This window comes from Planococcus sp. SE5232 (assembly GCF_050686535.1).
Classification (GTDB): Bacteria; Bacillota; Bacilli; order Bacillales_A; family Planococcaceae; genus Planococcus.
The window spans coordinates 29,924-54,006 of sequence record NZ_JBOGCP010000005.1 but is presented as its reverse complement, the minus strand read 5'-3'; the positions used below and the strand labels follow the sequence as shown (position 1 = coordinate 54,006).

At 47.0% G+C, this 24,083-nt stretch carries 22 protein-coding genes; 7 read left to right on the top strand and 15 right to left on the bottom strand.

Features of this window, described 5'->3' with window-relative positions; all coding sequences use genetic code 11:
- Positions 1–2: 2 nt before the first annotated feature.
- Both ACRC6Q_RS16030 and ACRC6Q_RS16025 read left to right on the top strand, forming a co-directional pair.
- Positions 3–188, top strand: a complete 186-nt coding sequence (locus ACRC6Q_RS16030) for a hypothetical protein (protein WP_006828367.1) — start codon at positions 3–5, stop codon at positions 186–188.
- Positions 189–590: 402 nt separating this feature from the next.
- Complete coding sequence (locus tag ACRC6Q_RS16025) at positions 591–1,487, top strand: peptidylprolyl isomerase (protein WP_431467018.1); 897 nt, start codon at positions 591–593, stop codon at positions 1,485–1,487.
- A 602-nt stretch (positions 1,488–2,089) separates the two neighbouring features.
- Here the strand turns inward: ACRC6Q_RS16025 and yhaM are convergent.
- The 5 genes from yhaM to ACRC6Q_RS16000 form a co-directional block, all read right to left on the bottom strand.
- On the bottom strand, positions 2,090–3,028 hold the full coding sequence (gene yhaM / locus ACRC6Q_RS16020) for a 3'-5' exoribonuclease YhaM (RefSeq protein WP_223641629.1): 939 nt from the start codon (positions 3,026–3,028) through the stop codon (positions 2,090–2,092).
- Positions 3,025–5,865: an AAA family ATPase gene (locus ACRC6Q_RS16015; protein WP_431467017.1), complete on the bottom strand. Its 2,841-nt coding sequence runs from the start codon at positions 5,863–5,865 to the stop codon at positions 3,025–3,027. Before ACRC6Q_RS16015 ends, yhaM begins: the two co-directional genes overlap by 4 nt.
- Positions 5,866–5,869: 4 nt before the next feature.
- Positions 5,870–7,084 carry a metallophosphoesterase family protein gene (locus ACRC6Q_RS16010; protein ID WP_223641625.1) on the bottom strand — a complete coding sequence of 405 codons (1,215 nt, stop codon included), beginning with the start codon at positions 7,082–7,084 and terminating at the stop codon, positions 5,870–5,872.
- Positions 7,085–7,434: 350 nt separating this feature from the next.
- A complete protein-coding gene (locus ACRC6Q_RS16005) occupies positions 7,435–8,685 on the bottom strand; it encodes an ABC transporter permease (protein ID WP_223641623.1) in 1,251 nt (416 codons plus the stop codon).
- Entirely contained in the window at positions 8,678–9,577 is a 900-nt protein-coding gene (locus tag ACRC6Q_RS16000; protein ID WP_223641621.1) for an ABC transporter ATP-binding protein, read from the bottom strand. The genes ACRC6Q_RS16005 and ACRC6Q_RS16000 overlap by 8 nt, the downstream gene beginning before the upstream one ends.
- Before the next feature lie 127 nt (positions 9,578–9,704).
- Between ACRC6Q_RS16000 and ACRC6Q_RS15995 the strand changes: the two genes are divergently transcribed.
- Positions 9,705–9,890 (top strand): YhzD family protein, encoded by a 186-nt coding sequence (locus ACRC6Q_RS15995; protein ID WP_191716611.1) that lies wholly within the window; start codon positions 9,705–9,707, stop codon positions 9,888–9,890.
- 92 nt (positions 9,891–9,982) lie between these two features.
- On the opposite strand, the gene ACRC6Q_RS15990 is transcribed toward ACRC6Q_RS15995, so the two are convergent.
- From ACRC6Q_RS15990 to ACRC6Q_RS15980, 3 genes are all read right to left on the bottom strand, one after another.
- On the bottom strand, positions 9,983–10,762 hold the full coding sequence (locus ACRC6Q_RS15990) for an enoyl-CoA hydratase (RefSeq protein ID WP_223641619.1): 780 nt from the start codon (positions 10,760–10,762) through the stop codon (positions 9,983–9,985).
- Between the two features lie 88 nt (positions 10,763–10,850).
- Positions 10,851–11,198: a YlbF family regulator gene (locus ACRC6Q_RS15985; RefSeq protein ID WP_223641617.1), complete on the bottom strand. Its 348-nt coding sequence runs from the start codon at positions 11,196–11,198 to the stop codon at positions 10,851–10,853.
- A 22-nt stretch (positions 11,199–11,220) separates the two neighbouring features.
- Positions 11,221–12,363, bottom strand: coding sequence for a DUF445 domain-containing protein (locus ACRC6Q_RS15980; RefSeq protein WP_223641615.1), 1,143 nt, complete (start codon positions 12,361–12,363; stop codon positions 11,221–11,223).
- 82 nt (positions 12,364–12,445) lie between these two features.
- Between ACRC6Q_RS15980 and ACRC6Q_RS15975 the strand changes: the two genes are divergently transcribed.
- Positions 12,446–12,649: a YheE family protein gene (locus ACRC6Q_RS15975; RefSeq protein ID WP_223641613.1), complete on the top strand. Its 204-nt coding sequence runs from the start codon at positions 12,446–12,448 to the stop codon at positions 12,647–12,649.
- A gap of 109 nt (positions 12,650–12,758) precedes the next feature.
- Here ACRC6Q_RS15975 and ACRC6Q_RS15970 read toward each other — a convergent pair whose 3' ends face one another.
- Together ACRC6Q_RS15970 and ACRC6Q_RS15965 are read right to left on the bottom strand one after the other, a co-directional pair.
- Positions 12,759–14,513: an ABC transporter ATP-binding protein gene (locus tag ACRC6Q_RS15970; protein WP_431467016.1), complete on the bottom strand. Its 1,755-nt coding sequence runs from the start codon at positions 14,511–14,513 to the stop codon at positions 12,759–12,761.
- Between the two features lie 2 nt (positions 14,514–14,515).
- The gene (locus ACRC6Q_RS15965) at positions 14,516–16,252 is read right to left on the bottom strand and encodes an ABC transporter ATP-binding protein (protein ID WP_223641602.1); all 1,737 of its coding nucleotides are present in this window, start codon (positions 16,250–16,252) and stop codon (positions 14,516–14,518) included.
- Positions 16,253–16,726: 474 nt separating this feature from the next.
- Between ACRC6Q_RS15965 and ACRC6Q_RS15960 the strand changes: the two genes are divergently transcribed.
- Complete coding sequence (locus tag ACRC6Q_RS15960) at positions 16,727–17,245, top strand: universal stress protein (protein WP_223641600.1); 519 nt, start codon at positions 16,727–16,729, stop codon at positions 17,243–17,245.
- Positions 17,246–17,466: 221 nt separating this feature from the next.
- Positions 17,467–17,859, top strand: a complete 393-nt coding sequence (locus tag ACRC6Q_RS15955) for a low molecular weight phosphatase family protein (RefSeq protein WP_263298697.1) — start codon at positions 17,467–17,469, stop codon at positions 17,857–17,859.
- Between the two features lie 369 nt (positions 17,860–18,228).
- Here ACRC6Q_RS15955 and kynB read toward each other — a convergent pair whose 3' ends face one another.
- The 4 genes from kynB to ACRC6Q_RS15935 form a co-directional block, all read right to left on the bottom strand.
- On the bottom strand, positions 18,229–18,849 hold the full coding sequence (gene kynB, locus ACRC6Q_RS15950; RefSeq protein ID WP_431467015.1) for an arylformamidase: 621 nt from the start codon (positions 18,847–18,849) through the stop codon (positions 18,229–18,231).
- Positions 18,850–20,103, bottom strand: a complete 1,254-nt coding sequence (kynU, locus tag ACRC6Q_RS15945; RefSeq protein ID WP_431467014.1) for a kynureninase — start codon at positions 20,101–20,103, stop codon at positions 18,850–18,852.
- A 19-nt stretch (positions 20,104–20,122) separates the two neighbouring features.
- Complete coding sequence (gene chrA, locus ACRC6Q_RS15940) at positions 20,123–21,295, bottom strand: chromate efflux transporter (RefSeq protein ID WP_223641593.1); 1,173 nt, start codon at positions 21,293–21,295, stop codon at positions 20,123–20,125.
- A 104-nt stretch (positions 21,296–21,399) separates the two neighbouring features.
- A complete protein-coding gene (locus ACRC6Q_RS15935; protein ID WP_431467013.1) occupies positions 21,400–21,531 on the bottom strand; it encodes a hypothetical protein in 132 nt (43 codons plus the stop codon).
- Positions 21,532–21,593: 62 nt separating this feature from the next.
- Between ACRC6Q_RS15935 and ACRC6Q_RS15930 the strand changes: the two genes are divergently transcribed.
- Entirely contained in the window at positions 21,594–22,496 is a 903-nt protein-coding gene (locus ACRC6Q_RS15930) for a cation diffusion facilitator family transporter (RefSeq protein ID WP_223641590.1), read from the top strand.
- Between the two features lie 529 nt (positions 22,497–23,025).
- On the opposite strand, the gene ACRC6Q_RS15925 is transcribed toward ACRC6Q_RS15930, so the two are convergent.
- Positions 23,026–24,081 carry a mechanosensitive ion channel family protein gene (locus ACRC6Q_RS15925; RefSeq protein WP_223641587.1) on the bottom strand — a complete coding sequence of 352 codons (1,056 nt, stop codon included), beginning with the start codon at positions 24,079–24,081 and terminating at the stop codon, positions 23,026–23,028.
- Positions 24,082–24,083: the final 2 nt, after the last annotated feature.

Here is a 24,083-nt window from a genome sequence, read left to right as displayed (position 1 = left end):
CCATGATTATCGCATTCATTGTTATGTTCTCCGTGTTTTATCTTTTCCAGATCAACCGGATGACATTGGCATTAGTCACTTCTCGGGAAATCCCGGAAGAAAATCACCAAAAAATATTCCGTACCATTAATATATTGATCACAATACTACTGGTATCGTTGTATGTAGGCGTAGAATTTACACCTTAAATCACTTGCCTCCTGGCAAGTGTCTTTTTTTAGGAACTTTGCATACTGCGAATCGTTTATAGTATAGTAATTACTGCAACTATATAAGTTGAACTAAAGAATCATCATAAATAAGCCACTTCGGCGCTTTGGACAAGGCTCCCGCAATAAGCCAAGAAGACCACTCGTCTTATTGCTCCGCCGAGTCCTGAGCCGCGTCGGCGCTAGAGAAATCTCTAGAGATATGGAGCAAAACAGCGAAGACTCCATGGGGACCAAGCGAAGTGCTGAAATCCACTCGGGCGAAGAGCCCGAGTTAGTTCAGCGCGAGCCCCCAGGAAAGCGGAGCTGTTTTGCGGAATATCGGCTACTGTAGTTATTTTAGTTCAACTTATACAGATAGAAAGTTGGGAGCGAAATTCAATGAAAAAATCCTTTTTAACCATTACCCTGGCAGCATCTGTACTGGCTTTAGCTGCTTGCAGCGACAACGGTGAAAGCGAAGTCATCGTAACTTCTGATGCTGGAGATGTCACCAAAGATGAGCTTTACCAGGAAATGAAAACCTCAATCGGTGAACAGGCAGTACAGATTCTTATGATTGAAAAAGTGCTTGCTGAAAACTACGAAGTGAGCGACGAAGAAGTGAATGCTGAATACGAAAGCAATAAAGAAGAACTTGGCGAAAGCTTCGATCAGTTTCTTGCTCAAAACAACCAAACAGAAGAAAGCTACAAAAAAGTCATCCGTTTGAACATATTGCAGGAAAAAGCATTGACTGAAGATGTTGAAGTGACCGACGAAGAAATCCAAGCGCAATATGACCGCCAAGGCACTGAGTTGAACGCACGCCATATTCTAGTGGCTGATGAAGAAACTGCCAACTCCCTTAAAAAGGAATTGGATGAAGGCGGCGATTTCGCTGCTTTAGCAGAAGAAAACTCAACTGATACAGCTTCTGGTGCTAATGGGGGCAACCTCGACTGGTTCGGCCCAGGAGCTATGGTTCCTGAATTCGAAGAAGTCGCTTATGGCCTTGAAGTTGATGAAATCAGTGAGCCGGTAGCCTCTGAATTCGGATTCCATATCATCCAAGTTCTTGAGAAACGCCAGGTGGAAGACCAGCCGGCATTGGAAGATCAAAAAGAAGAGATCCGTTCTGAAATCGCACTTTCAAAAGCAGACCAAGCAACCCTGCTTCCAAAAGTTGCTGAATTGATGAAAGAAGCAAATGTCGAGATCCAAGACGAAGATCTTGAAGGTGCACTGGATGATATCTTAAATCCACAGCCTGCTCCTGAAGCCGCTCCTGCAGAATAATAACTGAAGATCTAAAAACTCCCGTTTCCAGTATAGGAAACGGGAGTTTGAGCTTGTAGAGAAAAGAATATTGATGTCATTTAAAGAATGAATCTACATTTCATCATGTTTATACCGGATCCTGCGCTTCAGGCGGACGCTTTCCACGGGCTCGCGCCGAACTAACTCGGACTGGCGCCCGAGTGGATTTCGGCACTTCGTCGCTCCCGCAGGAGTCGCCGCCTTGTGCTCCGGATCCTTGAGTGAAGGGTTTTCTAGATTTGTTAGGACTATTTTTTCTAGAGCAGACTAGCAAGCTTCTCTCTTTGATTGAAGCAACATGCCCCCAACCGGGCTGGCCACGAAGACTCCTGTGGGAGCAGCGCAGCGACGAAAGCTGAAGACCCCGCAGGAAAGGCATTGGCCGAAACTTGTGAGGTCAAGCCTTTGCGACGAAGCTAGCGCAGCGATGCAGGAGCATGGTGTTCAATACAGGCTGAAGCTGAGCCCACGGAAAGCGAAGTGGCCGGACCGGTTGGGGAGTATGCACCGCTATACATTTTGTTCAGAGTTTGTCTACAGTCTGAACTCCCGTTTCCAGTATAGGAAACGGGAGTTTTTCTTTAGATTTTCGGTTTATAGAATGAGCGGTTATCCAATGCAAAGACACGTTCGGAAAATTCGCCTTCCTTGGTTTTTCCAAGAACCCGATCCATCATCATCATCTTGGCATCGATATTGTCTATATAATGCAGGATTTCCGCTTCTTTGAGCATCGGCTTTTTCGGACTGCCCCATTCTTCCTTGCCGTGGTGAGAGAGAATGATATGCTGCAAGAGCATGACTTCTTCCCCTTCAATCTCCAGCTCTTCTGCGGCTTTCGCCACTTCCGTCACCATGATGGAAATATGGCCGATTAAATTGCCTTCCACCGTATAGGTTGTGGCAATCGGACCCGAAAGCTCAATTACTTTGCCGATGTCATGCAGAATAATTCCCGCGTACAACAGATCCTTATTCAAGCCTGGATAGATATCGACCAATGACTTGCCCAGTTTCAGCATTGAAACGACATGATCCGCCAATCCGGAAACGTAATCATGATGATTGCGCGTCGCTGCTGGATATGTCAAAAATTGCTGCTGATATTTTTTCAGCATAAAACGGGTAATCCGCTGAATTTGCGGGTTTTCCATTTCAAATAGATACTTCATCACTTCTTCCAGCAATTCTTCTGTTGATTTTTCCGATGACGGCATCAAATCTGCAATCGATTGGTTTTCCTCAGGCTTTGCCGGGCGGATGCTTTTAATGCGCAGTTGATTCTTTCCTCTGTAATTATGGATTTCTCCACCTACACGGACAATCGTTTCTGCTGCGAATATTTTTTCCTGTTCATCTTTTGTATCCCATAACTTTGCTTCAATATCGCCGCTTTTGTCTTGCAACACCAACGAAATAAATGGGTTCCCCGTAGTTGTGACTCCCTTGACAGACTGCTTGATCAGCAGGAATTCGTCGACGGTCTCGCCAACTGCACGCTGTGTAATGCCTTTAGTCATGAATGAACGCTCCTTTCGGTATTGGCCACTTTGATGATCTGCGCGTTAGGCCAAGCCTGTTGCATGCCTTCGTGGCAAGTGAAATAAATGAACTGATGCTCTTTTTGCAGCTCTGTCACTAAGTTTATCATTTGCTGCAGACGACTGCGATCAAAATGGACAAAAGCATCGTCCATAATAATCGGAAATGGATGGCTGTTCTTCATCGATATGGCTAAAGACAGCCTCAATGCCAGATAAGCCTGCTCTTTGGTCGCCTGGCTGAGCTCAGCAATACGGAAATACGTACCGTCCTGACGTTCCGCTTCGAAATACCCATCCATGTTCATCGCCAATCCTTTATAGGCACCATTGGTCAACCTATCGAAGTAAAGCTGTGCATTGTTCAGCACGGCCGGCAGTTTCTTTTCCTTCAACTCTTCCATCGTTTGGTTGATCGCTTCCACAACTGCTTTATTGATGGACCATTGCTGCGCCAACTCAGTGAACTCCGCTTTTTTCCCCTCAAATTCCTGCTGTTTTTCTTCGTAGGAGGTATCCGACAACAACAAACGCGTCAATTGCTGTTTATCCGCCTGTTCAGCCAGCAACTCATGTCGCTCTGCTTTCAGTTTGGCCAACTGGATCTGACATCTCTCCATAGCCAATTCAACATCAGCAAGCTGCCAGCCATCCGGCAATTCATTGTCTCCGATGGACTGCAATTGGCCATCGATAAGCGCAAGCTCTCTTTCCAACTGCTGTTTCCGCTCCCACGCATCTGCAGCATGATAGAAAGCGGGAACATTTTCTGCTTGGGCATATTCCAGCAAATTCTGCTGTTCTTTTTCAAGCTGCTCCCGGTAAACAGTCAAGCGACTGATTTCCTGCTCCACCCCCGCTTGCTTTTCTTTTATTTTTAGCCATTCTGCCTGCTGCTGCTTTCGATGTGCCAACTCTGAACGCAAAGCCGGCATCAGTTCACCTGCTGCCAGCTCTTTACCGCATGCCGCTTCTGCTTTCTCCAGCCATTCCTTCTGCCGCTCTTCCAGTACACGGATTTCATCTTCGATCCGCTTCAGCCGAGAATGCACATGATGCACCTTGCGGATTTTTCCGAACAATTCCAGGATCATCGTACGGCTTACTTCCGGCTGTAGGCCGATCTGCGACAGATAGTGGCGATAAGCAACTTTTGCTGAATAATCAGGTTCTGCTGTTGAATAGCTGACAATTTTCTTTTTAATGGCATCCCGTTGAGCCATCAAATGATCCAGGTGACGATCAAATTCCGCAACTTTTTTCGCAACAGCTTCATATTCGCTTTCTTTGCCGGCGTACTCGTTGAGTACCGCCTCGTATTCTGCCGATAGCTCGCCCGGCTTCTGCGTTTTGAGAAACAGCCAGATACCCACTCCGATTGCCGCTGCACCCAATACCATCAATACCGCTGAAGTTTGGATAAATCCATATGCCGCTAGAATTAACCCCAATACAATCATCATATAGTTGATTAGGGGTCCATTTCCGCTGCTGGCCTGTTGAAATTTTGATGCGGCTTTGGCTTCTGCCAATTCTGCTGAGATGGCTGGCCATTGTTCGGCAGCGAGCCGTTCTTTTCCAGGAGGCTCCCCCGCCAAAAAAGATGTCAGCTCATGCTCTGTTTGAGCCAATTTGTTTTTCTCTTCCTGCAGATTGCGCAACCGGAAACGCTGGTCCTCTTCTTCCACGTCCACATCCTTCAGCTTGCCAAGCATTTGTTCTTCATTGCTCAAAGAGACCTCCACAGCCAATGCTTGCTGTTTCGACAGGCCAAGCAGTGACAAGGTGATCTCGCAGTCTTCTGACAGTTCCGTATGCTCCTGGCGCTGTTGTTCCAGCTGTAGCCGCAGTTGATGCCAATCCGATTCACGGTTCAACAGGTTTTCCAGGATAGAGACAGGTTCTCCTGCTTCGACAGCAGGCAAACTGTTCTGCTGGTTCACCGCGTGATCCACATCGGCTTTTGTTTCCGATAGCTTGTCCATCAGGCGATCCATCTGTCTTTTGCCATCCGCTGGAAACTGTACAAACTCCAAAGCTTGAATCTGTTCTGTTAACCTCTTTTTATCAGCAAGCAATGGAGATGCCTGCTGCCATTTCCCAAGTTTTTTCAGTTCCTGGTCTATTTGCGCTTCTTCGCTTTCACTAGTTAACAGCCGACGTTCGATTTCCCGCAGACGCTCGATAGAAGGGCCATAAAGCTCTGTCCGTTCCCGGTACTCCTTCAGCTCACCTTCAATACTGCGGAGCTCATCAGCCAGTCTATTCATCGCCGGGGTACGTCCACCCTTCTTGAACAGCTGCGCCATTTCTTTTTCCAACTGGCCTTCCAGGCGCGTCACCGCATCGATGCCTGTGGTTCCTGAAGCCAGCAGGGTACGGCTCAATTCTGTCTCACTGAGCCCTTCGAGGCCCTGCAATTCATGGATGGAAAATGAAAAAACCGCTTCAAACGAAGCACGGTCATAATTGCGCAGCAGTTGTTTGAGCTCCGCTTCTGCTCCTCGTCTGCCATCTTCAAACCAGATCGTGACATCTCCAGCAGATTTTCCTTTTATCCGCTCAATCACCAGTCTTCCATATTGCGGATCGGAAATATGGAGCTGCCCCCCGTGTTTCCCCCCGTCTTTCGGTTCATAGCGTAATTGCGTCCCGTTGCGTGCAGGAAAACCAAATAGAATCTGGATGATGAATTGCTGCATGGTTGTTTTTCCGGCTTCATTGGGCCCATAGAACAACGCCATTTGATCGGTCAGATCAATTGTCCGGTTCTCATGCCTGCCGAAGCCATAAATGATCAGTTTCTCGATTTTCATCCCGTCACTCTCCTGCCAGCATACTGCGCCGAATTTTTTGTGCGGCTGCTTGTTGAAGATCCCCGACGGATTGATCTGCCAATGGCTCTAAAAAACGACTGCTTTTCGGATGCCTGTATAAATCCTTCAACACCGTTTTCCATTCTTCTGTACTCCACCCTTCGATTGTCTGAACCAGTGTAGCCCCGAGCGGTGACAGTTCTGTTTCACTCTCTGCCTGTTGAAACTGAATCCCTTGGATCCAAATAAAATAATCCAGTGCGTCCATCGATTCCTGTAATGTTTCCAGCAATTCGCTCTCTGGAATTTCGGCCAACAGCTGAAAACTTTCCCGATCCAGCTCAGTAAACACGATATCCACAATCGCCGTACCCGCTGCTTCCCCCAATAGGCTCAGCTCCTGTCGGCAGGCATCGATCAATTCATTCATATGGAGGAGTTCTTTGACCGGAATGGCCACCTGCTCGAATTGAACGACTGACGTGGGGATGAACTCCAGGGCAGTATCCCTTTTCGACAGTGTTACATCGTAGAAGCCTTTTACGCCGGATTCCTTGCGGTGGCGTCCTTGAATGTTGCCCGGGTAAATGATGGAAGGCTCCCTGTGAAGTTCCTGGCGTTTATGGATATGACCAAGTGCCCAATAATCGTAGTGTTTGCTGAGCAGCTGTTCTTTTTTGAAAGGTGCGTAAACAGCATGGGTAGCATCACCCTCGAGGCTGCCATGCAACATACCGATCTGGTAGCTGTCCGGTGTCGCTTGGGGATAATGCTCGACCATCGATTCACTGACATGGCGTTTGCCATAGCTGAATCCGGTCAAGACCACGGGTCCTCCTGCAGTTTGCAGTTTAAATTGGGACACTGAATCATCGAATGCATGGACATTTTCCGGGAGATTGAAACGCGTCCAATTGCCGCTGAGATGATCATGGTTGCCATAACTGATGATTACTGGAATCTTCTGCTCCGCCAACTGATGCATCCCCTGTTGAAAACGGGCTTGTGCACGGATGCTGCGGTCTTCACCGTCATAGATATCTCCAACAATCAAGATGAAATCAGGCTTTGTTTTGAGGGCATGCTGAATAAGCCGATCGAAAGCATCCAAAGTGCTGTCTTTCAGCTTTTTCCACTGCTCTTTCCGCAAACCTTTCATACCGACAAACGGACTTCCCAAATGCAGATCTGCTGTGTGGATAAAACGAATGGACTCCATAATTAACCCCTTTTATAGACCGAATATTTGTTCCTATTTTACCATGGAAATCTCATAAAAAAAACTGTTTGCAAGAAACTTCCTGCAACAGCTATCTTATGGTTTCTTTAAATTGAACTAACCATTTATCACAGAAACAATTTTGTGAAAGATATTCCACAAACCAGCTCCTAAAAAACCGGTGCTCCTGCATCGCTGCGCTAGCTTCGTCCGCGGAAAGCATCCGCCTGGAGCACTTTCTCCGGTTCTTCACGCCTATTGAGTAAAAAAAGTAAATTCTTTAGTTCAACTTATATAAGAAGTCTACTTTTATAAAAGAATGGCTTTTAACTAACGCCGCTAATTCCCGATTATTTATTATTCCCTAATCGGATGGCTTTACGGATGTCCTTCAGCGATTGGGACGAGCCGTACATCAGGACGCCGCCGCGGTAGACACGGGCACCGAACCAGCCGAGGATCCCGATAGTCACCAGCATGATCGCGATGGACAACAGCGGCTCCCATAATGGCAGATCCAACATGCCGACACGCAGGAACATCACCAAAGGCGCAAAGAAAGGAATAAAGGAAGCAACGGTCACGTAACCGGCTTCCGGTATCGAAATTCCCGAAAACGCGATAAGTGAGCCGATGATGATCAAAATCATCATCGGCAGCATCAATTGCTGCACATCTTCGGTCCGGCTGACCAATGACCCCAGCAATGCGGCAAGCACCGCATACAGGAAATAGCCCAGCAGGAAAAAGAGGATGGCGAACAGGAAAGTACTGATTTTGACTTCTGAAAAGCCCATGACGCTAAAGAAGCCTTCCGTCAGATCAGTGCCGGCCGTTTTTATAGCGAAATAGCCGGCCAATCCGAAAATCATCATCTGTAATATTCCCAAGCTGCCGATGCCAGCGATTTTTGCGAACATATGCTTAACCGGCGACACACTAGAAATCAGAATCTCCATAACACGGGAAGATTTTTCTGTTGCCACTTCCATAGCAATCATATTCGGATAGTAGATGACTGCTACGTAAATCAGCATGATCAGAACGTAGACAAGCCCTCTTGCCTGACTCAGTTCTTCCTGCGATTTGGAGGATTCCGAAATAGCTTGTCGTTCAAATTCGACCGGCATGAACAATTGACCCACCTGATTATCGTCCAAACCAAGCGATTCAGCAGTCAAAGATGTATGTATGGCTTGAACTGCATTTTCAATTTCCATGCCACTGCCCATTTCGTTGGCGGATTCCGAAACATAGCGGGCGCCCAACTGGCTATTCTGCGTCAAAACCAAATAATCATCGATGGTGCCTTCTTCAATGCTTTGCTGCAGTTCTTCTTCCGTCAGAAAGGTAGGGACAGCTTCGATGCCACTGTCCATCAAATCAAGCTGGTTCTGCAGCTCAGGTACGAGTTCTGAAGTTTCATCAAGCACGTGCAGCACATTCTCCTCGGATTCCTCATTATCGAAAAGGGAGATGATGTTCGGTATATTCGCCAAAAGAAAAAAGGAGGCGACGACAATCAATGTCGTGATGATAAAGGATTTTGTTCTTGCTTTGGTCATAAACGCCTGTTTAAAGATAATCCAAAAACTATGCATGGGTTTTCCCCACCTTCGCAATGAAAATTTCCTCCAGAGAAGGTTCTTCTACCGCAAAATGGCGTAAGGTTCCCAACTCCATGGCTTTCTTCAGGAGAACTTGGGCTGCATTTTCTTCTGTAATCTGAAACAAGGCGCCCTCTTTTGTTTTAGTGAAATGATCGACTCCCTCAATTTCGCTTAAGCGGCTGAGGTCAGCGTCCATATTCAACCGCACTTTCAGCTTGCCGAATGACCGTTTCACTTCCCGAATTGAGCCTCCAGCAACTACTTTTCCGCGATCCAATATGCTCATCTCATCACATAATTCCTCAACATGATCCATCCGGTGGCTGGAAAAGACGATGGTTGCTCCCTGCTTCTGAAAATCCAGGATGGCTTTTTTTAGCATTTCCACATTGACCGGATCGAGCCCTGAAAAAGGTTCATCCAATATCAATAACGAAGGTTTATGCAAAAGCGACGCAATCAATTGGATTTTTTGTTGATTGCCTTTCGACAATTCTTCTACTTTTTTCTGGCTATAGTGCGGTACTTCAAATCGCTCCAGCCAGGCAGCCGTTTCGCGCTTCGCGTCCACTTTCGTCATCTTGCGCAGCTGTGCCAAGTAAATCAGCTGCTCTTCAACTTTCATCTTCGGATACAGGCCGCGTTCTTCCGGCAGATAGCCGATATCCGGACTGCTCGCATATGTAATGGGCTTCCCTTTCCAGCGTACTGTTCCGTGTGTAGGATCCAAGAGCCCCAAAATCATTCGGAACGTTGTCGTCTTACCCGCTCCGTTGGCCCCGAGGAATCCGTGCATCCCTCCTTCTTCAATCGACAACGAAAGATCGTCCACCGCTGTAAAATCACCGAATTTTTTTGTTACTTGTTTTACATGTAAAGCCATTTCCGGTCGCCCCTCTCTTTCTACTTATTACGAAACATCTGACGAAATGTTTCAAAAATTGCAGGACTTTTCAAAAGAAACCCTTTATACTTAAAATGAATATCCATTCAGAAAGGATTGATTCCGCTTGAGAACCTACAAATTGACTGCATTCGAACAAACAGGCAAACAGATAATGGACGAAACATTTACGGCCGAAACGGATGAGGAAGCGCGTGACAAAGGAAAAGCCATCCTGGAAGAAAAGGGGCTGACCAAACAAACGCACCGACTGGCATCACCTGCTGGTAAACTTCTTCTTTTCCATTCATAGAAATACAAAAAGCATGACGGGGATTTTCCGCCATGCTTTTTTCTGCTATTCAATAAAGGAGCTATAAAACCCCCGCTAGTCGATAGCTTTCTTCAATTGCCCTTAAATTCGGGTTTGCGTTTTTCGACGAATGCCTGGATGCCTTCCAGATGATCCGCTGATTTCCGCATGGCTGACTGTGCCTTCGCTTCCATTTCCAGCACGTTCTCCAACTCATCCACTTTCAAATGATGAAGGATATGCTTGGATGCCAATTTGGCACTTAGCGGGGAAGCAATCGCTTCAGCTGCATAGCTTTCAGCCTGTTCAATACCACGCCCTTCGGCTGTCACTTCCTCAATCAGGCCTTTTGCTAAGGCATCATGCGCTTTTAAAGTCTGCCCTGCCCAAATGATCTGCTTCGCTTTCGGTACGCCGACGCGTTCTTTCATAAAGAAATGGCCGCCGCCATCAGGCACGAGGCCGATGCCGATAAAGTTCATGGCCAATTTGCTGTTTTCTTCCGCAATCACATGATCACAAGCCAATGCCATACTGAAACCGAGCCCTGCAGATGCACCGTGTATCACAGCAATTGTAATCTGCGGCAGTGTGTAAAGCGCTTTTGCCAACCGGCTAACGTCTTTCATGACCAAGTCGATATCCATGGGATTTTCCGGATCCATCATCTCCTTGATGTCACCGCCGGCTGAGAATGCTCTTCCTTCACCACGGATGATCAACACCTGAACCGTGCTGTCCTGCAGCAGTGATTCAAAGCAATCCGCCAATTCTTTCATCATCGTGCCATTCATCGCATTCATTGATTTCGGCCGATTCAGAACCAGTTGGCCGATACGCCCTTGTTTCGTTAATTCAATTGTCTCATACATAAAAAAAGACACCCCTTCGTAAAAATGAATTTTCATTCACCTTTACGTATTCGGTGTCTCTCTTTTAAAACCCTTTATTTCTGTAAAATTACATGCTTTCGTATAACGACTGCACCGGTTTGATCAAGACACGGTTCACTTCTTCGATCATTTGGCTCAATCCCATTTCGGCTTCAAGCATTGCCAAAATCTTTTCGTTCTGCTGAGCTGCTTGTGCAGTGCTCTGCGCGTTCATCATTTCTTCTTCAGTGATTTCTTCACCTTGTGTCTGTTTTTGCTGAAGAGAGATCTGTAAGTCGCGGAAAGTCTTGAACAATTCGTTCGCTTCGTTGTCTGCAGTCACTTGCGCCACAGCCTCTTCCAATTTCTTGAACTCATCTGTCGCACGGAACGTGCTTTCCAATTTGTTGATGTCGTCGTAAATGTTTACTGCCATTTTCATCAATCTCCTTCTGTAGTCAGTTTAGTACCATGACGAAAATCCCTTGGAAGATTCCGATGAATCCTCCCAGAAAAGCGCCCAGTACGGTAATCATCTTAAATTCTCTCCGTGAAATCCCAAGCACCAATTCTTCCAGGCGGCTGAGCGGCAGAGAATCGACTTGCTCTTTCACCATACCTTCCATATCGATCTTCAATATGGTTTCTTCCAGTTTATGCTCCCCTTGCTCGAAGACAAAGTCTGTCACAAGTGGAGTTATATTGACACTTGTCCATTCTAACCCTCCAGGCCAAGTCTCTGCAAGTGTTGCGTTTAAACGCGTGGATACTGCTGCTTTTTCACGGACATACTGCTTCACTGCTGCCAAAGCCGTGTCAAAATCAAATTCCTTCAGCAATTCATCGACTCTGCGGTCTTGCACCTTTTCCCATTCACTGAACGCCAAGGTTCCAATGAGTTCGAACGTTCTTGGTGAGTTGAGGAATTTGATGATTTCCGGTTGGATGCGGTCAACCAAAGGCTTTGACTCACCCAGCAACGAATGCAGCATATGGCCGAAACGCCCGCGCGATTCCAGAAATTCGTCCAACAACGACTTGATGGTCTGCCTGCCATGCGGCGATTCGAAATAGGTCGTACCTTGATCGATTGCGTACTGCACACCTTCAAAAAGTTTTGTCTCAGTTTCCGCTTTCCAGTTTTCGGGCATGAGTTCTCGGATGGTCTTGCCCGCAATATAGGCTTGCAGCGAATCCTTCTGAAGTTCGACCAATTCATCCAGCTTTGCCTCGATTTTACGATCCATTTCCGTTTGCCCGGCTGCCAGCAGCCAGTCATTGAATGTTTTCGGCGAATCAAACACATGCTTGTTCAATTGACGATTGATCCATTTCTCTGTTTTCATATGCATTTCTTTATTGAAGAAACGCTTTTTGAACGTTTCCGGGGTTAATAGATGCTCAACGACGGTTCTTCCCAATTGACGGGATAATTCATCGCGCCGTTTCGGGATGAGCCCGGGTGTCAACGGAACACGCCACTTGCCGATATATTTTGCCTCGTAAGGCCAAAAAAGCATTTTAATCGCTAAATGGTTTGTGACCCCACCAATCAATGCGCCTACGACTGCCATAAAAGCTAAAGTCCATATAATATTCACTTTTGTCACTCATTTCTTTTTCTGCTTTGTGTATTCGGTGAAATCCCCTATAATGGAAGGTGCAAGGTAAGGGGGAATCTGCATGCTTCAGCATTTTAAATTCAAGCCGATGTTCGAAAATCGTCAACTGCCGGGATGGGACATTTCCTTCTTTTATAAAAATGAACGGATTTCCGGAGAGTATCATCCGGATGGCAGCATCCTGTGGCGCTCGAAAGCACCACAGGACGAAGACACCATCAAAACCATGATTCACGAGCTGATGCTCTACCATGTATACGATTAAAGCGCGGGAAAGTTCCTGCGCTTTTTTTCGTCCGCTCTTTCAATTATAGGGAAGGCCAGCTGAATTTAACAGCGATAGCTCCGTGAACTCAAAAAAAGGGAACGCCCCTTTACCCAACTGATTGGGTTTGGGACATTCCTGATTGAATTTTGTACATCTGGAAATAGGTGCCGCCAAGCTTCATCAATTCCTCATGGGAACCGGCTTCAGCAATTTCTCCTTTTTCCAGCACCATTATGCGGTCTGCATTCTTGATGGTCGACAGACGATGCGCAATGATAAACGTCGTTCTGCCTTTTTTCAATACATCCATGGCATGCTGGATGATTTCTTCCGTCTCCGTATCGATATTCGAAGTTGCCTCATCCAGTATCAAGATGGCGGGATCGAATGCCAATGCTCTCGCAAAGGACACCAATTGACGCTGTCCGGAAGAAAGCGTGCTGCCTTTTTCTACGACCGGCTCATCGATTCCTTTCGGCAGGTGGTTCAATACCCGCTCGCCGCCCACTGCTGCCAAAGCATCGATGACCATTTGCCTGGTAATCCGCTCATCTCCGAGCGTGACATTCGACTCGATCGTTCCACTGAACAGATAAGGATCCTGCAGCACGATGCCCATATGCTCCCTTACCGATTGTCTTGGCATGTCATTGACGTTGATGCCGTCGATGGTTATGCCTCCTTCGCTGACATCGTAGAAGCGGAACAACAGGTTCATGATGGAACTTTTGCCCGAACCGGTATGGCCAACCAATGCCACCGTCTCCCCTTGCTTCGCTTCAAAGCTTATATCCTTTAGCACATATTCCTTCTCTTTATAGGCAAACCAGACTTTTTCAAAGCGGACATTGCCCTGATAACGCGCTATTTTTTTATCCACTACTGGTTCTCCACTTTGATCCAGCAAGCGGAATACCCGTTCAGCAGCCACCAATGCCTGCTCCAGGCGGCCGAATTGATTGACGATGCCGTTGATCGGGTTGAACAGCCGGATGATGTAGTCGATGAACGCATACAGAACTCCGACCGTCACTACTGTGTTTCCGGACAGGGAAGCTCCTCCAAAATACCAGACGAACAAGATGAAGGTCATGGACCGCAACACGCCGACCAGGTTATAGGAAGCCGCTCCTTCAAGCACCAATAATTTCTTTTGGTATTTGTAATGCTCATCGTTCAGTTCCTCGAATTCATCCTTCATCTGGCGTTCCCGGCGGAATGCCTGGATGATCGTCATTCCCTGAATCGACTCATTGATCATCGCATTCATTTCACTGACTTTTTCGCGTACGATGTGATTGTAGCGAGCCGCATATTTGCGGTAGATCAGCATCCATACATACAGCAGCGGAATCAGCACCAATGTCATAGCCGCCATTTTCCAGTCGAGATAAAACAGCGCTATATAAATACCGCCCATATACATGAAGCTCGTTGCAAATTGAGACAACACTGTCACGAACAAATCTCGGATCGCTTCTGTGTCGTTGGTGATGCGTGCGACCACTTTTCCTGCCGGCAGATTATCAAAATACCGGATCGGCAAGGTCTGCGTGTGTTCGTATACATCATTGCGCATCTTCCGGATAATCCGGTTGGCCCCTTTCTGCAGGAGAATGGATTGCCAGTAGCGGAAAATCGCGGTGACGATCGCCAATACAAAGAACAGAGCCAGCAGGTAAGCAATCGGTTCAAAGTTCACCGTCCCGTCTGAAACTGCTATATGGTTATCGATGATCTCTTTGGCGATCAGCGGTGCTGCGAGATCCGCAGCCACTGCAATCGCCAGCATCACCAATCCGGAAATCAGGACGCTTTTAAAATTCATTGCATATTGTACTAATCGTTTTCCTGTCCCCATGCTTACACCTCCTCGATTTGCTGTCGGAGGAATTGTTCATTATACCAACCGTTTGTCTTCAGCAAATCCTCATGAGTTCCTTCTTCTATAATCTTCCCATCATCCAGCACCACGATCCAATCGGCGTGCTTCACAGCAGACAGCCGGTGCGTCGTGATGATCGTCGTCTTGCCAGACCGTTCTGCCTGGATATTCTCAATGATCCGTGCTTCGGTCTTCGCGTCGACCGCTGAAAGCGAGTCATCGAGGATGAGGATTTCCGGATTCTTGATCAATGCACGCGCTATTGAAATCCGCTGTTTCTGGCCGCCGGATAATGCTACGCCTTTTTCACCGACGAGCGTATCCAGTCCACTAGGCAATAACGCCAAATCTTTTTCAAAGTAGGACAGGCGAAGTGCATCGATCAGCTCTTCTTCACTGGCATCCGATTTGCCGAAGAGGATATTTTCCCGGATGGTCCGTGAAAACAGGACATGATCCTGTGGCACGTAACCAACCCAACTGCGCAATTGATCTTTCGTCAATTTCTTCAATTCGATTCCATTCATCAGGATCGAGCCCTGCCCAGTTGGATACTCCCGCATCAGCTGTTTGACGAAAGTCGATTTCCCACTTCCTGTCTTGCCGACAATACCGAGCGTCTGTCCACTGTTCATCGATAAGTTGATGCCTTGCAGATTGATGGAACTTGACTGTGGATAAGTGAAACTGAAATCCTTGAAGCCGATGTTCTCCGGCCGTCCGGTTTTGGCAGGCTCTTTCGGATCAGTGACATCTTCTGGATAATCCAATGTTTCATTGACACGGTCCAGGGAAGCATTTCCACGCTGCAGGATATTGATCAGTTCCCCGATTGCGAACATCGGCCAGACAATCATGCCGAGATAGACATTGAAAGCTACCAGATCCCCCAGTGACATGGTGCCTTCAGCCACGAGAAATGCACCATAGCCGAGGCCGATCATATAACTGATGGATGTCAGCACTTTGGTCACGGGCGCAAACAATGCGTCGATTCGTTCGACCGCCATGTTTTTTTCGTAGACATCATCCGTCATATCCGCAAATCGCTGTTCCGACGCGCGTTCCTGAACATAGGCGCGGATTACACGAACGCCTCCGACCGATTCCAGCACGCTATCATTCATATCACCGAACGCTTCCTGGGCTTCCATATAGCGGACGTGGATTTTCTTGCCCAGCATCTGAACGATGATAGCCAGAATCGGCAATGGAATCATTGCCAGGAACGTCAATTCCCAGGAAACCAGCATACCCATGGCAATAATAATGGTTGCCATATACAAAGTGGAATCCACCAGCGTCAAAATACCGAATCCCGCAGTCTCAGAAATCGCCTTCAGGTCATTGGTGGCACGTGCCATCAAGTCGCCTGTCCGGTTTTTCTCGTAAAAAGTCGGAGTCATTTTCAGGAAATGCCCCATGAGACTGGAGCGAAGCTGGCGTTCTATGACATATGCCCCTCCGAATAATTGGTACTGCCAGACGAAATTGATCAAATAAGCCAATACCAAGGCTACTGCCAGAACCGCAATGTACTGCCACATCAATTCTGAAGTCAATTGCTCCTGTGCAATGGCATCAATGGCAACGCCGATCAGCCAAGGCGGAATAATTTCTAAGATATTTGCTATAAACAGGAGAACAACGGCTGTAGTATAACGCAGCCAGTTTTCTTTAAAAAACCATTTTAATTTCCATAACACGTCAAACATTGTTTACGCCTTCTTTCTTTTTTCCAAATCCGCTAATCGCCTTCCAACGATTCCTTAATCATGATTTTTCCCTTTTGATGCTGCTTCATATTCAACATCTCCCCATTGTTTTTTATTTAAACAGTCCAAAACTGATCAAACCACACAAAAAAGCGCACGCCTCGTTTATGGGCGTACGCTCATGGAAACAGGACAATTTCACAGACCTGTCCTGAATAGTTCTATTTCCGAAATAAACTTAGGAAAAAATTTCAGGAGGGTCTGATGACAATATTAAGTTGATATAAATGTTAACTTTATGTTTTTTCATTATCATACCCTCCATTTCCTTTTATTTGTTAATTCAAGAGTACCAAAGTCTTTTTTGAATTGTCAACATTTTTCGAAAATACTTTCATTCTAAAATTTAATGGATGTTTCATTCTGGGGGTCGAGGGTAATTTAGAACTAAGAGAATAGGGCGAGGTGAAGGAAATGTATAAAAATATCGCAGTGGCGTATGACGGATCTGATGGGAGTCGGATTGCATTCGAAAAAGCAGTGGAATTTGTCAAAGCATTGCCGGATGCTAAGCTTTCGGTGATTTACGTCAATGAGGACTATCGTGAAAGTGTCGGCTATATGAATACAGGCAGTGCATCAGCTCCTGTAATCTCAGCGAACGTCGATAGTAACTACGCTCAGTTTATGCCTCCTGGAATCGGTGATGAGGGCTATGTACCTCCAAAGGATTATGATAATACAACAGCGGAATACTCAAAGCACATGCACAACTCAATCCAGCAACAGCTGGACTCCCACAATATTAAAGCGTCGGTTCTTGCACTTGAAGGAAATCCGGCGAAAACCATTTCCGCATTTATCGAAGAACAGAAAATCGATCTTTTGGTCATCGGCAATAGCGGAAAATCAGGATTGCAAAAATTCTTCGTAGGATCAGTCAGCAAAAAATTGATAAAGGAATCTCCCAGTTCCATACTCGTCGTCAAATAAAGAATCCGGTCCAGCGGCAAAATTTCACTTGCCCTAGACCGGATTCTTAAGCATTTATATGTGGATATATCACAATTTCATCACAAATTTAATAGTTTATTTCTCCATGAGATGGGTAAAGATTACTAGTAGAAAAAATCGGTTTGTACAAAAGGAAGAAGGGATCACCCATGCCAAGACACACTGTTTATTTTTTATCTTCTCACCAGGATCGAGGTCTGATGGCTGAAATTTGGGCAAATCGGCTGATGCTTCCTGATTGGGAAATTCGCAGCGCCGCATGGACCCAAAGCCCTCAATCTTCTTTCAACGAAATCCCCTTGGAAGTGATGAAAGAAGTCATAATGGATTTACCCCCTGTTGAGGCACGCACCTATAATCCCGAAGAAGTCGGTGAAGCTGACCTGATCATCGCTTTGCATGATGGAGAATTGGAGCATGGAGACATCCCAACGGATTTGCCAAGCCAGAAACTGTTGCGATGGGATATCCGCAATCCGGAACTGCGCAGCAGCGACAGTATCGAACAATGGGCACTCTATCAGGAGATTTGCGATGAGATTGCCATGAACATAAAAAACATGGAGCCTTATTTCCGTGCAGATTACGTATAAAAAACCTTCACCGTAGTTTCCGGTGAAGGTTTTATTTGTCGTTCAGGAGAATGTTATATTTTTGATGTTGAATTTACTCTCTAGGCTTCGGACTTTTGCAGATTCGACGGGCGCTTTCGCTTTTCTTTGTCCAGTTGCAAGTGCCTAGCTCTTCGGGATGTAAGCCACTCTGGCTGTGCGGCTGAAGAGATGCCGCTTCGCCAGAGCGTCTTACACCTGTCAGAGCTGAACAGGCACTTTCACTTTTCTTGTTGTCCAGCTCCAGCGCCCAGCTCTTTGGGTCATAAGCCAACCCAGCTGCGTGACAAAGAACGCCACACTGCCGGTCTGTCTTATGCCCGGCAGAGCTACACGGGCGCTTACGCTTTTCTAGTATAGTATTGCCCGCACTGGGCTCCCTTCTGCGCCTTTGATCTTTAAGGGCAGGGCTGCTAATTGGTAGACTCCTTCTGCCACATCATCCAATACGATGCCTTCCAGAATAAATCGCTGATGGCGGTTCATTGCCTGATGCATCGGTAATTCTTTGCTGGTTTCGGGATCCACTGACGGCACATCGACTCCAAGAAGCCTCACGCCATTGGCAGCCATCCATTCCGCGATCGACTCTTCAAACACCGGCCACTTTTCCGGAAATTTGCTGCGGTCTGTCCAAGACATAGTTCTCAACAGTACGGTCGTGACCCCTTCTTCCAGCGTACCCAAATCCGCTGCAATGACTTTGTCAGAGCCGCTGACATCCACAACCTGTGCTTTCGATAAATAGATATCCAGTGGAAGTTCATGAATTTGGATTCCTTGGTCATCGTAATGAAAAGGGGCATCGACATGCGTGCCGATATGGGTGCTGGACTGCAGTTTTCCGACATTGACGGAACCGCTTTGCTCTTTTGTGACGGACAGCTCATAGCTGAACGGCATATCCCCCGGCCATTCAGGCGTCCCTCCACTCAATTCCATGGAAATATCAATTATTTTTTTTGGTTCCATTCAAGCCACCACATTTCGTTCATTGCTGAAATTTTTATAGGTTTCATTGTCCATGATGCTCTGCAATTTCTCTGTTACTTTCTCTACATCGCTGAACGATGTGTAAAAAGCGATAGGCGCCAGGCGGATGATATTCGGCGCCCGGAAATCCGGAATGATTTTGGCCTCTTTCAATGCTTTACAGATCCGCGCAGCTTCGGGATGGGAAAAAGCGATATGCCCGCCTCTTGCCTCGTCCTCTAGAGGTGTTACATCGACCAATTGAGGAACCCGTTGTCCGACCAATTCTCTTAAGAGACTTGTCAGCTCAAGCGACTTTTGGCGGACCGCATGAATGCCCGCTTCTTCAAACAGGTCCAGGCTGCCGAGAAGAGGGGCCATGCTGAAAATATGCGGTGTACCGATCTGGTAGGCGCCTGCCCCTTCTGCTTTCGAAAATTCATGGTCCATATCGAATTGGCGGGTCTTATCAGATCCAAACCAGCCCGCATTGCCAGGCAGCAGGTGATGATGCCGCTCATGCAAATAAAGGCCGCCTGTTCCACCCGGACCGGAATTCATGTATTTGTAATGGCACCAGACAGCGAAATCCACTCCGTCATCGTGCAAGTTATGCGGCATAGCACCAATCGAATGCGCCAGGTCAAAACCTACCAGAATACCTTTTTGGTGGGCCTCTTCCGTGATTTCACGGATCGGCAATAACTGGCCGCTCCGGTACAGGACAGAGGGGAGCAACAAGACTGCGACGTCATCTGTCAGTTGTTCGACAATATCATCCAGCTCCAGCGTATAGCCATCTCTGCTTTCGATTTTGCGCATCGACTCAGCCGGATCCAATCCGCGCAGACGCAGGTGACTTTCCACCGCATAAATGTCCGATGGAAAATTCAAACTGTCCACAACGATTGCAGAACGCTCGGACGTCGGCTGAAATACAGTAGACAGCATCTGGTGGATATTCGATGTAATCGATCCTGTCACCATCACTTCATGCGCTCCAGCTCCGACCAAAGGTGCGACGCGTCCACTCATCGTTTCCGCTAAAGTGAACCAGGGATGTTCCCCTTCTGTCCAGCCATCGATTCCGAATGTCTTCCAGCTATCCATCAAGACCTTCAATTTTTCTTCAGACCGTCTGGACATCAAGCCCAGTGAATTGCCGTCCATGTATACCGTTTCTTTTTCGACAAAAAACTCCTGTTTAAAACCCGCTAATGGATCCTGTTGATCTCTTTCTTTGCTCGTTGCCATTGCCATCCTCCTTCAGCCATTAAATCGCATAAGCGATCGCACCCAGAACCGCCGTCACAAGGACGACGATCCAAGGAGCCAGTTTAAAATAGACTAACATTGTAAAGGCGGTTATCGCAATTGCAAAGTCGACAGGCCCGCGAATTCCAGAGGTGAAGACAGGATCGTATAAAGCTGCAAGCAAAATTCCGACAACGCTTGCATTGACCCCTTTCAATGCTGCCTGGACACCGGATTTCGTCCGGATAATGCTCCAAAAAGGCAAAGTTCCGATGATCAGGAGAAATGACGGCAGGAACATCGCGATAACGGCAATCACGACTCCCCATCCGCCGTCCATCAATTGCCCCAAATAAGCGGACAAGGTGAAGAGCGGTCCTGGAACTGCCTGAGCAGCACCATAGCCGGCAATGAAGGCATCGGGCGTCATCCACCCCGGCACGACTTCGCGCTCCAGCATCGGCAGCACCACATGCCCTCCGCCGAAGACGATTGAACCGACCCGATAGAAAATATCAAAAATCGCAAACGAAGTGGATTCAATGAACGGCCGGATCAACGGCAAGCCGATCAATAATGCAGCAAAAATCGACCACGCTGCAATGCCGGTCTTTTTGCCAAAGCTTAACACCAGTTTTACCGGCTCTGGCGCTTTCTCTTTTCGGTAAATAGCATACCCAAGGATACCTGCCAGCACAATAACTCCAATTTGAGCCCAAGTTGTCGGTATCAGCAAAATGATGATTGCCGCTCCTACTGCAATCGCGATCCTTTGTCGGTCAGGCGCTAGACTTTTCCCCATTCCCAACAAAGCGTGCGCGACAACTGCGACGGCGACAATTTTCAATCCTTGTATCCATCCGCTGTCAAACGAGCCATTGGTGATGACGAGTGCAAATAACAGCAACAGGATGACCGAAGGCATCGTAAATCCGAACCAGGATAAAAACCCGCCGAATATGCCGCCGCGCAACATGCCGATGGAAATCCCCACCTGAGAACTTGCCGGTCCCGGAAGGAATTGGCAAAGGGCCACTAGATCAGCATATGCTTTATCGTCCAACCATTTTCTTTTAGTGACATACTCATCCCTAAAATAACCGATATGCGCCGCCGGTCCCCCAAAGGACGTCAGCCCCAATTTCGTCGATGCCTTTAAAATTTCTGCGTAGTTGTTTCTTTTCTTAGCCATAGCCCTCTCCTTTAAATTAAAGATTCTATCTATAAGCATAACGGTTTGCTTATATACGTGAACATTAAATTTATGTAAAGTTTATGAATGAAGATGACATAGAACTATTCGGTATTGACAATGCCTAAAAAGACATTGATACTATTTAAAGACGCTTTATTGGCCGAATCCGGCAAAATAATGATAAGCACATTAAAATACAGTCCATTCATCTTACGACAGATAGATACAATCATGAAGCGGCCCTCCTATGAGGGTCGTTTCACTTTGTTCCAGAGACTTGGAGGCGGGAAACTTTATGGACTTGTATACAAATTTACGCAAAGGAGAAAAAGGAGCCTGGATTAGCATTGGGGCTTATGTATTTCTAAGTGCCCTCAAGCTGATCTTCGGCTTTTGGGGCTCTTCCGAAGCATTGAAAGCGGATGGCTTCAATAACCTGACAGATATAATCGCTTCTGTCGCTGTTCTCGTCGGCCTCAGAATTTCCCAGAAACCACCGGACGAAAACCATCACTACGGCCACTTGCGGGCAGAAACCATCGCCTCGCTCTTAGCTTCCTTCATAATGGCAGTCATTGGTTTGCAGGTTCTGACCAATGCTATCCGTTCACTTTTTGAACCTGCAGCTGAAGCACCTTCTCTAGTTACGGCATGGGTCGCTTTTTTCTCGGCAGTCGTGATGTATGCAGTTTATCGCTATAACCTGAAACTCAGCAGAGAAATCAAAAGTACAGCTGTCCGTGCAGCAGCTTATGACAACCGTTCCGATGCGCTGGTCAGTATCGGCGCCGGCATCGGCATCATCGGCGCCATCTTCGGTGCACCGATTCTGGATGTCATCACAGCCTTCATTGTCGGGGTAATCATCATTAAGACCGCGTTGGATATTTTCAAAGAGTCCGTCATCACATTGACGGATGGCTTTGACGAAGATGAAGTGGAGACACTGTCTGTTTTGGTCAGAAGAGTGCCTGGGGTTATCACATTGCGGGACTTTAAAGGCCGAAATCATGGCAATGTCATGTTCATCGATTTAACCGTCAGCGTGGCCCCTAATCTGAACGTGGTGGAAAGCCATTGGATTACAGAAGAAATCGAACGAAAAATCCAGAAAGTCAAACCCCATTGCGTCATTCTGGTCCATATCGAACCGGATTATTCCTTTACTGTTGCTCAGGAAGACGAGTTCGACGAATAGTATGTTAAAACAATAAAACAGTCCATGGCCTTCAACAGCCATGGACTTGAGCTTGTAGACAAAAGAATATTGATGTCATTTAAAGCATGAATGCACATTTCATCCTGTTTAAACCGGATCCTGCGCTCCAGGCGGACGCTTTCCACGGGCTCGCGCCGAACTAACTCGGACTCGCGCCCGAGTGGATTTCGGCACTTCGTCGCTTCGCTGCTCCCGCAGGAGTCGCCGCCTTGCGCTACGGATCCTTGAGTGAAGGGTTTTCTAGATTTGTTTGGACTATTTTTTCTAGAACAGACTAGCCAGCTTCTCTCTTTGATTGAAGCAACATACCCCAAGCGGGCTGGCCACGAAGACTCCTGTGGGACAGCGAAAGCTGAAGACCCCGCAGGAACGTAGTGACGAGGAGGCTGAAGCTGAGCCCACGGAAAGCGAAGTGGCTGGACCGGTTGGGGATTATGCACCGCTATACATTTTGGTCAGGCTTTGTCTACAGCCTAAAGTCCATGGCCTTCAACAGCCATGGACTTTTTTATTGCCTTTCATACATTGTCTGGGCCAATTTCACTTCATTTTCGATAAAATCTTCCGCAATGGCATGGCGGATCCGACTTTCCAGCCTTTCCTTCATTTCCACATCGGTGACTTGAACTTCCACCTGGAAATCGAGTGCCGAGTTCCGAAAATCGATAAACCGGACATCCGGTTCTTTTTCCGGTATTCCTTTCATCAGCTGAGCTGCCTTTAGAGCTGCTGCTTTTAAAATCCGCTCGACTCGTTCCGTATCACTGCCATAATCCACACTGACGACGACTCTTGCGTATAACTGGGCACTGGAGCGATTTTTGACGATCTGTTCAATGAAATACTGATTAGGCACCACTAAAGTACCTTCTTTCAAGGTTTCTATAACGGTCGATCTGAGTTTGATTTTCGTAATCCGGCCGATTTTCTTATCGATTTCCACCATTTCCCCGACCTCCATCGGCCGTTCAAACAAAATGATGATTCCGGAGACGAAATTGGCGGCAATATTGCGTACGCCAAATCCAATACCGATCCCGAGGACACTGAATACAAATCCGAGAGCCGTCAAATCGAGGCCCACTGTCGTAAAACTTATGGCCAATGCCAGAAACATCACCACATAATACAGTAATCGGTTGATGGTGTATCCCATGCCGATATCCACATTAAACTGTTCATAGACGAACGGCATGACGTAGTGATTAAATGCCTTTATGAGGCGGCTGGCAAAAGTCACAATCATCACTGCTACCACAATCAGCAGAATGGAGATTTCAACCCCTTCTGTCTCATAAAAAGCCAAAGTCAGCCATTGCTCCCTGGAAAAATAAAAAAGGAAGAAAAGGATGCCGCCATAAAGGACCAGCCAATTCAGGACATCTTCAATCACTGGATAAATCCGTTCTTTGAAATCTTTTGAGGAAACCAGCTTTCTCAGCAGAAAGAGGACCAAGGATTTCCCAAGCAGGATTAAAGCCAAGTAAATAAAGAACATCAGAAATTCGCCTACGGACAAATTCCTCAAAAACTCAACTCCTTCAAACAACTGGTTGTTCTGCATCA

Coding starts and splice junctions, on each gene's coding strand:
- ACRC6Q_RS15930 (WP_223641590.1), top strand. CDS start 21,594: ATGGACTTGTATACAAATTTACGCAAAGGAGAAAAAGGAGCCTGGATT.
- ACRC6Q_RS16000 (WP_223641621.1), bottom strand. CDS start 9,577: ATGGCTTTACATGTAAAACAAGTAACAAAAAAATTCGGTGATTTTACA.
- ACRC6Q_RS15925 (WP_223641587.1), bottom strand. CDS start 24,081: ATGCAGAACAACCAGTTGTTTGAAGGAGTTGAGTTTTTGAGGAATTTG.
- ACRC6Q_RS16010 (WP_223641625.1), bottom strand. CDS start 7,084: ATGGAGTCCATTCGTTTTATCCACACAGCAGATCTGCATTTGGGAAGT.
- ACRC6Q_RS15960 (WP_223641600.1), top strand. CDS start 16,727: ATGTATAAAAATATCGCAGTGGCGTATGACGGATCTGATGGGAGTCGG.
- ACRC6Q_RS15965 (WP_223641602.1), bottom strand. CDS start 16,252: ATGTTTGACGTGTTATGGAAATTAAAATGGTTTTTTAAAGAAAACTGG.
- ACRC6Q_RS15985 (WP_223641617.1), bottom strand. CDS start 11,198: ATGGCAGTAAACATTTACGACGACATCAACAAATTGGAAAGCACGTTC.
- ACRC6Q_RS15970 (WP_431467016.1), bottom strand. CDS start 14,513: ATGGGGACAGGAAAACGATTAGTACAATATGCAATGAATTTTAAAAGC.
- ACRC6Q_RS16025 (WP_431467018.1), top strand. CDS start 591: ATGAAAAAATCCTTTTTAACCATTACCCTGGCAGCATCTGTACTGGCT.
- ACRC6Q_RS16030 (WP_006828367.1), top strand. CDS start 3: ATGATTATCGCATTCATTGTTATGTTCTCCGTGTTTTATCTTTTCCAG.
- ACRC6Q_RS15975 (WP_223641613.1), top strand. CDS start 12,446: ATGCTTCAGCATTTTAAATTCAAGCCGATGTTCGAAAATCGTCAACTG.
- ACRC6Q_RS15935 (WP_431467013.1), bottom strand. CDS start 21,531: ATGATTGTATCTATCTGTCGTAAGATGAATGGACTGTATTTTAATGTG.
- ACRC6Q_RS15955 (WP_263298697.1), top strand. CDS start 17,467: ATGGCTGAAATTTGGGCAAATCGGCTGATGCTTCCTGATTGGGAAATT.
- ACRC6Q_RS15990 (WP_223641619.1), bottom strand. CDS start 10,762: ATGTATGAGACAATTGAATTAACGAAACAAGGGCGTATCGGCCAACTG.
- kynU (WP_431467014.1), bottom strand. CDS start 20,103: ATGGCAACGAGCAAAGAAAGAGATCAACAGGATCCATTAGCGGGTTTT.
- kynB (WP_431467015.1), bottom strand. CDS start 18,849: ATGGAACCAAAAAAAATAATTGATATTTCCATGGAATTGAGTGGAGGG.
- yhaM (WP_223641629.1), bottom strand. CDS start 3,028: ATGACTAAAGGCATTACACAGCGTGCAGTTGGCGAGACCGTCGACGAA.
- ACRC6Q_RS16005 (WP_223641623.1), bottom strand. CDS start 8,685: ATGCATAGTTTTTGGATTATCTTTAAACAGGCGTTTATGACCAAAGCA.
- chrA (WP_223641593.1), bottom strand. CDS start 21,295: ATGGCTAAGAAAAGAAACAACTACGCAGAAATTTTAAAGGCATCGACG.
- ACRC6Q_RS16015 (WP_431467017.1), bottom strand. CDS start 5,865: ATGAAAATCGAGAAACTGATCATTTATGGCTTCGGCAGGCATGAGAAC.